This is a genomic window from Altericroceibacterium endophyticum, from assembly GCF_009827595.1.
GTDB lineage: Bacteria > Pseudomonadota > Alphaproteobacteria > Sphingomonadales > Sphingomonadaceae > Altericroceibacterium > Altericroceibacterium endophyticum.
This window is the reverse complement of the sequence record NZ_WTYT01000005.1, coordinates 126,767-139,982: the sequence shown is the minus strand read 5'-3', so window position 1 is coordinate 139,982 and position 13,216 is coordinate 126,767. Positions and strand designations below refer to the sequence as shown.

The window sequence follows — 13,216 nt, the reverse complement described above, 5'->3', positions numbered from 1 at the left end:
CTCTATGTGGCTGCCAGTGCAGCTATACCGATTATGCGCTGATGTCCGCCGCCCGGAAGCGGCGGTGTATCAGTGAACCAGATTGCCGTTACGGAAATCGCGCGGCGATGTGCCGAAGCGCATCTTGAAGGCACGACTGAAATGCTGAGAATCGCTGAAGCCCCAGGCATGAGCGATCTCCGTAATGGACCGGCGCGACTGAGACGGATCAAGCAGTGCGTGTCGGCAATGGTCGAGCCGCCGGTTCCAGATCAGACGATTCAGCGTGGTAGCTTCCTCTGCGAACAATTTATGCAAAGTGCGCTTCGAATAGCCCAAAGCTTCCGAGATCCAGCTGATGGAGAGGTTGGGGTCGGCAAGGTTGCGCTCAATGAAATCCAGCACTGCACGGCGGCGCGCGCGGTGTGTTCTGGCCCCGGAGATCTGCGGGTCGGCTTGCCAGACCATGTTGAGCATCTCGACCAGAACGTCACCCAGCCGCGCGCGATCGCGCCTTCCGAGTACGGTTGCTGCGTTGATCGCAGAAGCCGCACTTTCGTGCAGCACATTGCCGGCGCCGTTCAGAAAACATTCTACCATCGCAAAATGACGCGGAGCTCCGCGCAATTCTTCGAGCCGTCTTTTGGGGATGGCGATTGCCAATTGCCGTGTGGCACCGCGGGCTTCTGTCCGGAAGGGCAGAGTCTTGTCGATCGCGCACCACTGTCCGGCAAAAAGGGAAACTGAACGACCACTTTGCTCGACCAGGCATTCACCTTCTTCGAGAAACAGGAATTTGACCAGCCCATTTTCTGGATCAGCCAGAACCGCCCGATCATTTTCAAGCCGATGCTCACCCATCGCGACGGAGGCCAGTCGCAGCTCACCCAGATCGCAGCCTCTGATCGAAGCTTCGCGATCATCACCCAATTCTGCCGAAGGTGCGCGCGTGATCATCTGCCATTGCGCTGAGCGCTCCTGACGGCTGGCGGCCTTGGTCGAAAAATTGAGATAATTCATTCTATCTCTCCCGCGGATATGCCTTTGTTTTTTCTATATCTAAGAGAAGCTGCCCGGCATTTGCGCCCTCCTTGGCCCGCTGCGAGGATATCGCGCAGACCGGTTAACTATAGCGTCAATCGCCATTCTGTCCATTGGTCCATAACGGTCGGTCTATCTGTGATCGTGCTCTGTGGCACTTAGTCAATGCACGTCGAAACAAGTTTTGCTGTTGCGGCAGGGGTAGGACGAAGGTGGATAATATCCGGACTTTCCGGAGACCGGCAGATAAGAATACGAAAAGAGGATTATGAACGCTAAAATAATGCGCCGCGCACCGGCACTCTATATCGGTGGCGAATGGCAGGAAGCACAAAGCGGTCAGGTAATCGATGTCGTGGACCCGGCGACGGAAGAGCGTCTGGGCGAAGTTGCAGCCGCCGGTAAGGAAGATATCGACCGTGCCGTGAAGGCCGCTTCGACTGCGTTGAAGAACTCCTCCCGCAATGGCTGGACACCGGCAAAAAGGCAGGACGCCCTGCTGGCTCTGGCGGGCAAGATCGATGAACATGCCGAGGAACTGACCGAGCTGGAAATGCTCGATACCGGCAAGCCGATCAACAATGTGCGCAATCTGGATGTCCGCCAATCCGCAGCGGGTCTGCGTTATTTTGCCGGCTGGGCAACGAAGCTTGCGGGTGAGACCATGGAATTGTCAGTGCCGGGCGACTGGTATGCGTCAACCATCCGCGAACCTGTGGGCGTGGTCGGGCAGATCATTCCGTGGAATTATCCGCTGATGGGCGCGGCGATGAAGATCGGGCCTGCGCTGGCAGCGGGTTGTGCGGTGGTGCTCAAACCAGCGGAACAGACGTCTGTTTCGGCGCTGCGCCTTGCCGAACTGATCGATGAGTGCGGTTTCCCGGAAGGGATGATCAACATCGTTACGGGGCGCGGAACCGAAGCCGGTTCTGCACTGGTGGCCCATCGTGATGTCGCCAAGATTTCCTTCACCGGCTCCACCGCGACGGGGCGGATCGTATTGCGCGATGCAGCAGCCAATGTGAAACGCGTGACCGCCGAACTTGGCGGCAAGTCGCCCGTGATCGTGATGCCTGATGCCGATCTTGATGCCGCGGCACGTAACATCGCCATGGGCATTTTCTTCAATTCCGGCCAGACCTGTTCCGCCGGTTCGCGGCTGCTGGTGCACAGCTCCGTGCTTGAAGAACTCACTGCCAAGGTGGCGGAGATCGCGGGCGGTCTGAGCATGGGGCAGCCGCGTGACCCGGTGACTACGCTCGGCCCGGTCATCAGCGATGTTCAGCGGGACAAGATCTTCGCCTATATCGATCAGGCCATTGCCGATGGTGCGCGCTGCGCAATTGGCGGGGAGCGGCCGGGCGGGAAGGGCTATTTTGTACCGCCAACCGTGCTTGCCGGACTTGATCCCGCTGCCCAAGCCGTGCGCGAGGAAATTTTCGGTCCGGTGCTGGTTACCATGCCCTTCGACACGCTGGATCTCGATGAAATCGCCGATCTCGCCAATGACAGCGATTATGGGCTCGCGGCCTATGTCTGGACCCGCAATGTCAGCCATGCACTGGGTCTGACCAAGCGCCTTCGTGCTGGCACTGTCCGGGTCAACACTGCGGGCGGAAACGATTTCGTCTTGCCGTCGGGCGGTGTCGGCCAGTCAGGCAATGGCCGGGAAAACGGCCGCGCTGGTGTTGAAGCCTATACCGAACTCAAAGCCGTGACAGTGGCGATCTAAGAGGAAGCGACGATCATGAATCTCGATCACGAAGATATGCCATCGCCGGGTCTGAAACCCGTATTCACGCTTGATCAGCAATTCGGTGAAACGATCGATTTGGGGCGGCTGGCCACCGGGGGACTGCGGTCCATGCGCATGGTGACCGGCGGGACCATCGCTGGCGAGCAACTGAATGGCCACATTCTGTCGGGCAGCGAAACCTATCTGACCCGTAAGGATCAGGTGACAACGATTGAGACCGTCTATGTCATGCGGAGTGACGATGATGTGATCATCCGCGTCATCGGCACAGGCAATTCTTCCGCCAAGAATGATTTCGACGGCATCCGTCTGACACTTGTCTTCGAAGTTGATGAAGCAAGCCCCCGTGCATGGCTCGCGACGCGGGCCTTTGTGGCCGAGCGCAAGCGCGACTCCGCTTCCCTTTCCATAGTTCAGATCGTCTGAGGGCCTTTCCATGAAACTCGAATTTGCTCTGGAAATCCGTGTCTCTCTCGGCGCGCGCATGCATATGCATATTGCCGAGGATTACACACGCGGTGCGGTCCTGATCGAAGGCGGTAGCTTTTCCGGTATCGACGGCCTGTCCGGCATCATCGTGCCAAAGAGCGGGGGTGATTTCCCGCTGGTGCGCGCTGATGGCGGGGGCCGGTTTGAATCGCAATATCTTCTGCAAACGGATGATGGCACCACCATTCTCAAGCGCAGCGCGGGCGTGCGTCATGCTCCCCCCGAAGTGGTCCGTAAATTGCTGGCCGGAGAAGAGGTCGACGCGCACAGCTATTACATGCGTATGACGCCGCGTTTCGAGGCGCCGGAAGGGCCCTATGACTGGCTCAACCGGACGATTTTCGTCGGGGTGGGGCGGCGCAATCCCCAAGGGTCCATTTTCCGTTACTGGAAAGTGATATAAGCATGAGTGAAGAGCGTTTTGACTTTATCGTGGTTGGCGCAGGCTCGGCAGGCTGCGTCCTCGCCAACAGGCTGAGTGAAGATGGCAGGTCGCGTGTGCTGCTGCTCGAAGCAGGGGGAGAGGGCGACCGGCTTGATGTCGCCATGCCGCTGGCCGTATCAAAGCTCTGGCCTAATCCCGACATCACCTGGGGCTTCATGTCCGAGCCGGAGCCCGAGCTGAACGGGCGGCAATTGCCGGTCGCACGCGGCAAGATGCTCGGCGGAACCTCCTCACTCAACGGCATGATGGCCATTCGCGGTCAACCCAGTGATTATGATCGCTGGCGCGATCAGGGTCTGCCCGGTTGGGGGTATGAGGATGTTCTTCCTTATTTCCGCAAACTGGAAAATCACTGGCGCGGAGAAAGTGACCTGCATGGGAGCGATGGCCCCCTATCGGTTCAGCCGCATCCCGCTCCCAGCCCGCTCTTTGCCAGGGCCAAGGACGCTGCGCGGTCGATGGGTTTTCCTGTCACGGATGACTTCAATGGCGATCAACCCGATGGTTTCGGAATGCCCGATTTCACCATCACCAAGCGCGGCCGCCGTGCAAGCACGGCTCTGGCTTATCTCAAGCCAGCCCTGAACCGGGGCAATCTTACGGTGCGGACTCATGCCGAAGTGCAGAAGGTCATCATCGAAGGGGGCCGTGCAAAAGGCGTGCTCTATCGCCGTGACGGGCAGGAGCACCGTGTTCAGGCCGATGCGGAAGTGATCCTGTCTGGCGGTGCGATCAATTCACCGCAATTGCTGATGCTGTCAGGCATCGGCGCGGGTCAGGATTTGCAACCCCTTGGCATCGAAACGCTGACCAACAGCCGTGATGTCGGTGCCAATCTGCAGGACCATCCCGGAGCGGCGATGGAATTCGAGCTTGATCGCCGCTGGGCGTTTGAGGAGGAAGTCAGGGCAGATCGTCTGGCGCGCTCATTGCTGAACTGGACCGTGCGCGGCAAGGGTATTGCCGGTGCACCGCCACTAGCCGTTTCTGCCAATGTTGCCACGCATCAGGGCAATCCGGAGGTCAATCTGCACTTCCTGTTGGTGCCGCTGGCGATGGAAACCCAAGTCTGGTTCCCCGGCGTGAAGAAGCGTTTCGGTGCAAGGCTCGGAGCAATGTGGTCACTCAACTATCCGCGTAGCCGTGGGAAATTGAGCCTCAAGACCCCGAATGCCGCCGACCACCCCGCCATTCAGTTCAATCTCCTGTCCGATCCGCATGACCGGGCAGAGATGATCCATGGTTATCGCACCTTGCGCCAATTGGTTGGTCAGCCGGCTCTTGCCGATGTCACCGGCGCGATGACACGGCCAGAAAGGCCTGAAAGTGATGAAGCCATTCTCGATCACGTGCGCAATACCGGGGCCACTGCCTATCATCCTTCCGGAACATGCCGGATGGGTTCTGACGCGGATGCGGTGGTCGATGGTTCGCTGAAGGTCAGGGGTGTGGACGGCCTGAGGGTGGTCGATGCATCGATCTTTCCGCTGCTGCCCGGCGGCAACACGAACCTGCCCGTCATCATGGTGGCGGAAAAGGCGGCGGACCTGATCCGCAAGGGTAAGTGACCGAAACGAACAAAATGCGACTGGTCCAGCGCCTCCATTTCGGAGGAGTTGGACCAATTAATACGAAGCGCATGCAATAAAGTTGAGGAGGATGTCTTGGGTAGATTTCGCAAATGTATCAGTAGGCGTTTAACGGGTACGGCTGCTGCCACCATGGTGATTGCTGCTGCGGCCCTGACCAGTCCGGTAGCGCATGCACAGGATCAGTCCGCTCAGGAGCCACCTGTCGCAAAGGACGGGAAGTGGCAGTATTATCCTGTGTCCAGGGAAGCGCCGGAAGGTGCGCCGAACGTTCTGGTGGTGATGACGGATGACGTCGGCTATTCGGCGGCGACCTCTTATGGCGGCCCGGTGCCCATGCCCAATTTTGACAGATTGGCGAAAGATGGCCTGCAATATACGCAGATGCACACGACAGCGATGTGCTCGCCCAGCCGGGCATCGCTGCTGACGGGAAGGAACCATCATGCGGTCGGCAATGGCTCGATCAGCAATGTCTCCATCGATGCGCCGGGTTACACAGCGGTCATTCCCAAAAGTGCCGCCACGCTGGGCCGCGTTTTGCGCGACAACGGTTATGATACCGGTTTTTTTTGGAAAGAACCATAATACGCCCGACTGGGATCTGGGGCCGATGGGGTCATTCGAAAACTGGCCCATCGGATGGGGCTTCAACTATTTTTACGGCTTCAACGCAGCTGGTACCGACCAGTTTAATCCCCCGCTGCTTGAAAACATCAACTTCGTGCGGCGCGATCCCAATGATGAGAACTATATTTTCGATCGCGATCTGGTCGATCATATGCTCGGCTGGCTGAGCGCACAGCATGGCGCTGCGCCGGACAAGCCGTTCTTCATGTATTATTCGCCCGGAACGGTTCACGGTCCGCAACAGGCTCCGCGCGAATGGATCGACAAGTTCAAGGGTAAGTTCGATATGGGCTGGGATGAGCTGCAAAAGCAGACATTCGCCCGGCAAAAGGCAATGGGCCTGATTCCGCAATCGGCTGAAATGCCTGAGATGACGTCAGACGTGCCCCGGTGGAATACGCTGACGGATGATCAGAAACGGCTATATTCCCGCATGATGGAAGTGGCTGCCGGTCAGCTGGCCTTTATGGACTATCAGTTCGGACGCGTGCTCGACCGCCTCGAGGAAACCGGCGAGCTCGACAATACGCTGATCATCTATGTGCAAGGCGACAATGGCGCTGCCTTGCATGATTTGCATGGCACCACCAACACCTATTCCCAGTTCGCCGGTGTCCGCCCGACCGAAGAGGAAATGCTCAAGCAGTTTGATGAACTGGGCGGCGAAGACACATTTGGTGACTATCAGGTAGGGTGGGCGCTTGCTCTGAACACGCCGTTCCCCTGGGGCAAGACGGTGGCTTCCAAACTGGGGGGACAACTTGATGGAATGGTCGTTTCTTGGCCGGACCAGATCAAGGATACCGGAACGCTAAGGACACAGTTCACCCATTTGATCGATATCGCACCGACCATTTACGAAGCGACCGGCATTACGCCGCCTGACACAGTTGATGGAGTGAAGCAGCAGCCGATCGACGGCATTTCGTTCAAATATACGTTCGACAATGCCGACGCTCCTGCCCGGCATCGTGAGCAATATTTTGAGATGCTGGGAAGCCGCGCCTATTACAAGGATGGCTGGCTGGCTTCGACCATCGTCAACTGGAAACCATGGGAAGCGAACAAGACCGATCCGTACAAGACGCCGTGGGAACTCTATAATCTCAATGAAGACTATACGCAGGTTCACGACGTTTCGGACAAATATCCCAAGAAGCTTGAAGAGCTGAAAGCCGACTTCGACGAGGCTGCAGAAAAGTATAACATATATCCTCTTTCGGCAGATTTCTTCGGGCGTATTGATCCCAAATACCGGCCTTCCGGTGTGCAGGAGGGCGTGCCGCATACCTATTATCCAAGCGACTTCCGCTATCCGGCACGGGCATTTCCGACCATGACCAATGATTGGCACGCAAATGCCCAAGTGACCGTCAATGGCCAAAGTGATAGCGGACCTATCGCTGTTCAGGGCGGCAAATTCTCCGGCTGGGCCTTGTCCCTTGAGGATGGGTTCCCCCAGTTCATCTACAATCCCAGCGGGCGTGCTGAAGAACGGCGCATCCTGCGCGGCATGAATGCGCTTGCGCCGGGCAAATACCAGATCGATGTAGGCTTTACGCCTCAGGAGCAGGGTTTCCTGCTCACAATGAAAGTCGATGGCACGCTGGTGGATCAGGTGAAGGTCGATCGCGTGATTGGGAGCCTGGCCGGTGAAGCTCTGATTGGACGCCCGCAAGTGGATGATCGTAAAGGCCCCCGGCGTTGCGACTGCACGGTCGGCCCGGTAACTTTTACCAACTGATCGCGGGGAAACATAATATTGCAGACGGAGCGCCAGCAATGGGTGCTCCGTCTGTACTTCAATCCGGCAAGCCAATGCTGGATAGGCGGATGGCGCCGGCTGTTCCTGTCACTCGCCATGATCGGCAGGAACAGGTCCGCGCCGTTCGAGCAGATAGCGGCTTGGCGGTTTACCGACCATCTTGCGAAACATCGTCACGAAACTGCTGGCGCTTTCATAGCCGAGATCCATCGCGACCGCCTGAACGGTCTCGCCGGCGCTCAGATGCCGCAAGGCAAGGACAATATGCAGCTGACGGCGCCAGCGCCCGAAGCTCATGCCCACTTCCTCCGTAAGCAAGCGGCTCAGGCTCCGCTCGCTGAGCGCAACGCGCGACGCCCACTGGGCCACGGTTGCACGGTCGGCAGGCGCAGCGATCAACAGGTCGGTGAGCTTTTTCAGACGGGGATCGCTCGGGATCGGGAGGCGGAGATCTTCGATCGGTGCCACGGCCAGTTCGTCAAAGATAACGGATACGATCCGGCCATCCGGGCCATCCGGATCATAAAGCTCCGGCAGTTCGTTGGCCCGCAGCAGCAAATGCCGGAAGAATGCCGACACTGTGATCGTACAGCACTCTTTCGGAAGATCCGCAGATTCAGGCGGGTCAATGAAGAGCGAGAGGCACTCCACCTCTCCCGAGCCGAAAACCGTATGGGGCAGCCCGCCGGGAATCCACACCGCGCATTGCGGCGGCACGATCCAGACCGCGTCGTCCACTTCGCAATTGATGACGCCGCGGACGGTGAAAAGCAGTTGCGCCTTCTCATGATGGTGGCGCGGTGATTTTTCCAGCGCCTCAAGATTGGCGACAGCGTTGGATGCGACAAGCGCGCGCGGAACCTCATCGACATGGGAAAGCCAATCATTGCGGACGTCAATATGCATAAAAGGTCTCGGTATATGTCTTTGGCCGAATCAAAACATATAATGGCAGGATTACGCAATGACGTCATTAGCCGACTGTCGTATTGCTTGCAGACAGAAGGGGCGCGTGGAGCCGTCCCGTTGAGCAAATTCGGATCGGAGTTTTGACGTGATCGACAATAACCCAGCTAAGCTCGCAGTGGCATGGCTCATCCCGGCGGTGGGTGCTGTCTTCTTCGTCACGATCCAGAGCTTCTCTTTTCTGAACGATTATGTCGCAAGCGGCGGAACGATCGAGGCCATCACCTTCAGTCCTGCCGCCATGTGGGGCGTCGCCCTTTTTTATGGAGCATGGATTCTCCCGCCTTTGCTGGCACTGGCCGGAACGCGCGCGACCGACTGGGCCATGCTGGTTCTTGGCGGGTTCCTTTTCATCATGAGCACGCTGGCCGGCGTGACGGACGGGCTGCGTGACGGCACCCATCTCGTGGGGCTGGAATTGTTGGCCGTCACGCTTCCGGGCGTGGTCGCGATGAGCATGTCGTGGCGGCATATCCGCTCGAATTGACATCACCCACCCCTGCAAGGAGACGACCCATGCCTTTAGACATTACCAACTTCCCGCTCGTGTGGATGAGCTATGAAAAAACACCCGATCACGACCACGATGAGGATTTCAAGGCGTTGGAGGCCAGCTTTGCACGCGGCGAACCATTCGTGATCTTGACCGATAACGCTCCGACGGAAGACCATGAGCACAGCCAGGAAGAGAAGAAGCGCACCGCGCTATGGCTGAAGAACCACAAGACCGAATTGCGGACACTCGTGCAGGCGATGATCGTGATTGAACCAAGTGCCACCAAGAGGATGGCCTTCAAACCTTTCGGTGTGGCCTTTGGCAAACTCTGGGGATTTCCGCTGAAACTCACGTCGTCTCGCCAAGAGGCAATGGATATCGCTGGCCAATTGTTGGCACAGCGCACCGGAACCGTAACGGCCTAAGCCACGATCACCGAATCCTCTCTCCTTCATGCAATCAGATCACCGCTTTGAAGGAATTGGCCAATATGTCCCTCAGCTCTGGATGGGCATCGCTACGGCTCGCAAGGGTGAACCAATAAGCTTTGGCCTTTGGCTTGACGACTTCCAGGTATCCCTCCGACACAGCCTCCGCCGCGTGATCGTCGAGTATGAAAATTTTCGCCTGGCGTTTGATCGATTCCTCGATAAGCTGGTCAATGAAAGCCGGGATCTCGATAATGAGTGGCGCCCCCTTCGCAGTTTCCTGCGCCGCTTCGATCGAAAATCCGTTTATTTCAAGATTGTACTGTGGGGTGATGAAAGGAACTTCGTTTTCTTTCAACAAGCCCGAGCGGATCTTATCGCACACTTCTCTTGGGGCAAAGACCGAAGCGTTGCTTTCTTTGAGATAGGAAAAAGTCAGACCCTTGCGTTCCTGGAGACCTCCCCGAAAGAACGCAAATGCATTGGCATCGCGCTCCAGCAGAGAAAGTATCTCATTGGTCGTTTCGACGATGGTGAAGGATGCTGTTTTGGGCCAGCCAGCCTCGTGCAATTTTGCCAGATTAGGCCTGATGAGAGATTGCATCAGGAAGGGACGAATGATCAATTTGGGCGAGGGGGGAAGGGCTGCGGATTCGGTGCCACCCTGCAACTTTTCCTGCAACGCCAATGTCTGTTTCGCAACGTTCAGGATGCTCTGCCCCTGCGCCGAGAGTTGGGCAGGTCGGCCTCTCTCCCTCGTAAATAGGGGCTGACCGCCAGCGGTTTCCAATGCCTTCATCTGCTTGCTGACCGATGCTTCGCTAATATGCAGTTCATCTGCCGCTTTGCGAAAACTGCCGCATCTCACGATTGTCAAAAACACTTCGAGCTGGCGTTTTGTAGCCATTGCGATACCCCTCCGATGCCTAACCGATAACCATTAGGTTGTTGGTGTGATATCGCTTCATGCCGTTGCTTTGCAACTCTTCCATGCCGATTGCTTGTTCCAAAGCGCACTTAAAGAGGCGCGAGATAATTTGTGGAGGGATATGAAGGCATGCGTAAAGCTACTCGTTTACTGGCGTCTGGCGCCACTCTTTTCATCGCAACGTCAACCGTATTGGCATCTCCTGCACTAGGTCAGGACCGGACCTCGTCTGGAAGCGTGCAGGAAAGCGATGCAAAGGATAGCAACTCGATACGTGAAATTGTGGTGACGGCGCAATTTCGGGAGCAAAGTCTACAAGACACGCCGATTGCAATCACAGCGATGGACAGTGCTGGCCTTGAAGCGCGTAGCTACAATACCATAACTGACCTTACGAATAGCGCCCCGAACGTGGTTTTGAAGCCCACGACATCAGCCTTCGGGCCGGGGGCCGCGATTTATATTCGCGGAGTTGGTCAGGCGGATACGAATTTTGCTTATGAGCCTGGCGTCGGCCTGTATGTCGATGATGTCTATCACGGTTCGGTCTTTGGCTCTCAATTGGATCTGCTCGATCTCGACCGCGTCGAGATTCTTCGTGGACCGCAAGGGACCCTCGCAGGCAAAAACTCGATCGGCGGTGCCGTCAAGCTCTACACCAAGAAACCGCAGGGTGAAGGTGGCTTCGTGGAAGGCACGATCGGCAGCTATGACCGGATCGACCTGCGAGCGAGCGCGGATTTCGCACTCGTTCCCGACAATGTCTTTGTTCGCCTGTCCGGCGTAACGCGTCACAAGACTGGCTTTCTCAAGCGCTATGATTTTGGCTGCCGCAATCCCGGCAACGGCATATTTGAAGGCTCTGCCGCTAGCGGGAAAAATTGCGTCATCGGCCACGAAGGCGGCAAGGATTACACAGCAGGCCGAATAGCATTGCGCTGGGTTGCAAGCGACGATGTTGAGGTAAATATCGCGGCCAGTCGGTTGGTAGATGATTCCGAACCGGGCGCAACGAAACTGCTGTCGATCGGCGTTTCACCCGCGCTGACACCGGGGGTGAGCGATCAAAGCATCTTTGTCACCGATCCGCATGAATACAGCAATTATGCGACCTACACGACTCCGGCATTTACCGATTCAGCCGGAAGCCACGATACGACCGTGTGGAGCCCCAACACGCGCCTGCGTAGCTGGGAAGTGTCCGGTACGATCGACTGGACGATCAATCCCGACCTGTCTCTGAAGTCGATCACGTCCTATCAGAGCCTCTCTGGTCGATACGGCACGGATTTTGATACGACCCCCTTCGGGATCAACACAAATAATGTCACGAATACGCACCATCAGCTCACCCAGGAACTGCGGCTTAGTGGTACGAGTTTCGACCGTTTTCTCGATTGGACCTTGGGCACATATTATTACGACGCCACTAGCTATATCGAAGGCGGCAATATCATTGCTCCGGGTTCTCCCTTCACTTCAGTGTTCTATTCTGACGACAGAATTCCGGCGCGAAGCATTTCAGGCTTTGCCCATGCGGTGATGCATCTGACCGATCGGCTCAACCTCACCGGTGGCATCCGCTACACCGATGACCGCAAGGATTACTATTTCCGCCGGCTCAACCCCTTCGACACCAGCGAGGTAAGCTACACCGCACAGAGCAAGATCGACGGTGCCGTCGGCAATTTCCACGGAAAACGCTGGGATTACCGGGTAAATCTGGATTATCGATTCAGTGATCAAGTGCTCGCGTACGCACAATTCTCGACCGGTTTCCGAGGGGGCGGGATCAATCCGCGACCCTTTGTCATTCAGCAGGTCCAGCCTTTCAATCCGGAGACGCTGAACGCGTATGAGATCGGTTTGAAGAGCGATCTCTTCGATCGAGCCGTACGTTTCAACCTGTCTGCTTTCATTAATGATTACAGCAATATCATCTTCTCAGATACCGCTCCGACGGTCGTGGACGGAGTAGTCATTACCCCGCAAAATGCCACCCCGACCAACGCCGGCGATGCGCGTTTCAAGGGTATTGAAGCAGAATTGACCGCAGAGCCCATATATGGACTGACCATCGATGGTTCGCTCAGCTATCTCGATTTCGATCTCAAGAGTATCGGAGCCGAAGGCGCCAAAATAGCCGGTATCACGCTCGATTCCATTGCTCCGTTCGTCACCAAGTGGAAGGCGAGCATGGGAATTCAATATCAAGCCGAGATCGGCAATGCCGGCACCCTGACGCCGCGTTTCGATCTGGCCTATCAATCCTCTTTCTTCACCGCATCCGACAATAATCCTGCGGCGCAGGTTCCCGCTTATACGGTTATGAATGCGCGCCTCACGTGGGATTCCCCCGATCGTGATTGGCGTGTGGCGCTCGCCGTCACCAATCTGGCGGACAAGTTCTATTATCAGAACAAGACCAGGCTGCCGATCGGAATTGTCATTGGTTCGCCAGCCGCGCCACGCGAGTGGTCACTGACTGTACGCCGCTCCTTCTAATCTGCAGCGCCGCCCTCTGGCCAGGCAACGGACAGTTCTTTCTGATCGAAGTTTCGACCTGTGAAAGAATGGCTGTTGCTTGCCAGAGGGCGGCCCTCACTCCGGTGATGAACAACCACCTATACCTAAAACGATGAGGCCTTCTTCGTAAGGGACCCTCAGCCTTGTTTCTGACCGGCACCATCCTGACACAGCACCG

General features: G+C 56.9%; 12 protein-coding genes. 9 read left to right on the top strand and 3 right to left on the bottom strand.

What is annotated here, in order from left to right:
- Positions 1–69: 69 nt before the first annotated feature.
- Positions 70–999, bottom strand: a complete 930-nt coding sequence (locus tag GRI91_RS11785; RefSeq protein ID WP_160736888.1) for a helix-turn-helix domain-containing protein — start codon at positions 997–999, stop codon at positions 70–72.
- 289 nt (positions 1,000–1,288) lie between these two features.
- Here GRI91_RS11785 and GRI91_RS11780 point away from each other — a divergent pair, with 289 nt between their 5' ends.
- The 6 genes from GRI91_RS11780 to GRI91_RS11760 all read left to right on the top strand — a co-directional run bounded on the left by GRI91_RS11780 (position 1,289) and on the right by GRI91_RS11760 (position 7,673).
- Complete coding sequence (locus GRI91_RS11780) at positions 1,289–2,752, top strand: aldehyde dehydrogenase family protein (RefSeq protein WP_160736887.1); 1,464 nt, start codon at positions 1,289–1,291, stop codon at positions 2,750–2,752.
- A gap of 15 nt (positions 2,753–2,767) precedes the next feature.
- Positions 2,768–3,202, top strand: coding sequence for a DUF3237 family protein (locus tag GRI91_RS11775; RefSeq protein WP_160736886.1), 435 nt, complete (start codon positions 2,768–2,770; stop codon positions 3,200–3,202).
- Between the two features lie 10 nt (positions 3,203–3,212).
- Positions 3,213–3,668: a DUF3237 domain-containing protein gene (locus GRI91_RS11770; RefSeq protein ID WP_160736885.1), complete on the top strand. Its 456-nt coding sequence runs from the start codon at positions 3,213–3,215 to the stop codon at positions 3,666–3,668.
- Positions 3,669–3,670: 2 nt separating this feature from the next.
- Complete coding sequence (locus GRI91_RS11765) at positions 3,671–5,278, top strand: GMC family oxidoreductase (protein WP_160736884.1); 1,608 nt, start codon at positions 3,671–3,673, stop codon at positions 5,276–5,278.
- 153 nt (positions 5,279–5,431) lie between these two features.
- The gene (locus GRI91_RS16175; RefSeq protein WP_237437829.1) at positions 5,432–5,887 is read left to right on the top strand and encodes a sulfatase-like hydrolase/transferase; all 456 of its coding nucleotides are present in this window, start codon (positions 5,432–5,434) and stop codon (positions 5,885–5,887) included.
- 25 nt (positions 5,888–5,912) lie between these two features.
- Positions 5,913–7,673 (top strand): sulfatase-like hydrolase/transferase, encoded by a 1,761-nt coding sequence (locus GRI91_RS11760; RefSeq protein ID WP_237437828.1) that lies wholly within the window; start codon positions 5,913–5,915, stop codon positions 7,671–7,673.
- 108 nt (positions 7,674–7,781) lie between these two features.
- On the opposite strand, the gene GRI91_RS11755 is transcribed toward GRI91_RS11760, so the two are convergent.
- Complete coding sequence (locus GRI91_RS11755) at positions 7,782–8,600, bottom strand: AraC family transcriptional regulator (protein WP_160736883.1); 819 nt, start codon at positions 8,598–8,600, stop codon at positions 7,782–7,784.
- A 148-nt stretch (positions 8,601–8,748) separates the two neighbouring features.
- On the opposite strand from GRI91_RS11755, the gene GRI91_RS11750 reads away from it, so the two are divergent.
- Both GRI91_RS11750 and GRI91_RS11745 read left to right on the top strand, forming a co-directional pair.
- The gene (locus GRI91_RS11750) at positions 8,749–9,147 is read left to right on the top strand and encodes a hypothetical protein (protein ID WP_160736882.1); all 399 of its coding nucleotides are present in this window, start codon (positions 8,749–8,751) and stop codon (positions 9,145–9,147) included.
- 29 nt (positions 9,148–9,176) lie between these two features.
- A complete protein-coding gene (locus GRI91_RS11745) occupies positions 9,177–9,581 on the top strand; it encodes a hypothetical protein (protein WP_160736881.1) in 405 nt (134 codons plus the stop codon).
- Between the two features lie 34 nt (positions 9,582–9,615).
- Here GRI91_RS11745 and GRI91_RS11740 read toward each other — a convergent pair whose 3' ends face one another.
- Positions 9,616–10,491 carry a LysR family transcriptional regulator gene (locus GRI91_RS11740; protein WP_160736880.1) on the bottom strand — a complete coding sequence of 292 codons (876 nt, stop codon included), beginning with the start codon at positions 10,489–10,491 and terminating at the stop codon, positions 9,616–9,618.
- Between the two features lie 150 nt (positions 10,492–10,641).
- Here GRI91_RS11740 and GRI91_RS11735 point away from each other — a divergent pair, with 150 nt between their 5' ends.
- Positions 10,642–13,017, top strand: a complete 2,376-nt coding sequence (locus tag GRI91_RS11735) for a TonB-dependent receptor (protein WP_160736879.1) — start codon at positions 10,642–10,644, stop codon at positions 13,015–13,017.
- The last annotated feature ends 199 nt before the right edge of the window (positions 13,018–13,216 follow it).

Excerpts from the sequence above, each read along its gene's own strand:
- GRI91_RS11785 (WP_160736888.1), bottom strand. The coding sequence starts at position 999 with ATGAATTATCTCAATTTTTCGACCAAGGCCGCCAGCCGTCAGGAGCGC.
- GRI91_RS11780 (WP_160736887.1), top strand. The coding sequence starts at position 1,289 with ATGAACGCTAAAATAATGCGCCGCGCACCGGCACTCTATATCGGTGGC.
- GRI91_RS11775 (WP_160736886.1), top strand. The coding sequence starts at position 2,768 with ATGAATCTCGATCACGAAGATATGCCATCGCCGGGTCTGAAACCCGTA.
- GRI91_RS11770 (WP_160736885.1), top strand. The coding sequence starts at position 3,213 with ATGAAACTCGAATTTGCTCTGGAAATCCGTGTCTCTCTCGGCGCGCGC.
- GRI91_RS11765 (WP_160736884.1), top strand. The coding sequence starts at position 3,671 with ATGAGTGAAGAGCGTTTTGACTTTATCGTGGTTGGCGCAGGCTCGGCA.
- GRI91_RS16175 (WP_237437829.1), top strand. The coding sequence starts at position 5,432 with ATGGTGATTGCTGCTGCGGCCCTGACCAGTCCGGTAGCGCATGCACAG.
- GRI91_RS11760 (WP_237437828.1), top strand. The coding sequence starts at position 5,913 with ATGGGGTCATTCGAAAACTGGCCCATCGGATGGGGCTTCAACTATTTT.
- GRI91_RS11755 (WP_160736883.1), bottom strand. The coding sequence starts at position 8,600 with ATGCATATTGACGTCCGCAATGATTGGCTTTCCCATGTCGATGAGGTT.
- GRI91_RS11745 (WP_160736881.1), top strand. The coding sequence starts at position 9,177 with ATGCCTTTAGACATTACCAACTTCCCGCTCGTGTGGATGAGCTATGAA.
- GRI91_RS11740 (WP_160736880.1), bottom strand. The coding sequence starts at position 10,491 with ATGGCTACAAAACGCCAGCTCGAAGTGTTTTTGACAATCGTGAGATGC.
- GRI91_RS11735 (WP_160736879.1), top strand. The coding sequence starts at position 10,642 with ATGCGTAAAGCTACTCGTTTACTGGCGTCTGGCGCCACTCTTTTCATC.